Annotated in this window: 1 protein-coding gene; it reads right to left on the bottom strand. The window is 60.4% G+C overall.

What is annotated here, in order from left to right; all coding sequences use genetic code 11:
• Positions 1-99: 99 nt before the first annotated feature.
• On the bottom strand, positions 100-280 hold a 181-nt coding region (locus AC0L3K_RS40820), incomplete at its 5' end, for a hypothetical protein (protein ID WP_473368236.1).

Raw genomic sequence — 280 nt, 5'->3', positions numbered from 1 at the left:
GGATGAAGGGGTATCCCCTCCCCTCGTGTCGCAAATCCTGCTCCGGCTGCTCGATCATCCCGACGCGATCTGAGTGGGGCTTTCCTGCAAGCAATCGTGTCACTGACGCTCCCATCCGCTTGCGCCCGCCACATCAACGTCACGGTAGCCGCGTATATGGCAGGCAGGAGACCAAAGGATGCGCTCGATAAGCCCGATGTTCGATGATGCGGTGATCGACTGCGTCGCAAGCGACCGCGCATCCACCGTCCAGGAACTCTTCCAGGGGTGACTACACGAA

It is taken from the genome of Bradyrhizobium sp. MI1.10 (assembly GCF_055811035.1).
Note: the sequence above shows the minus strand (reverse complement) of the source record. Positions and strands in the feature narration are given on the sequence as shown.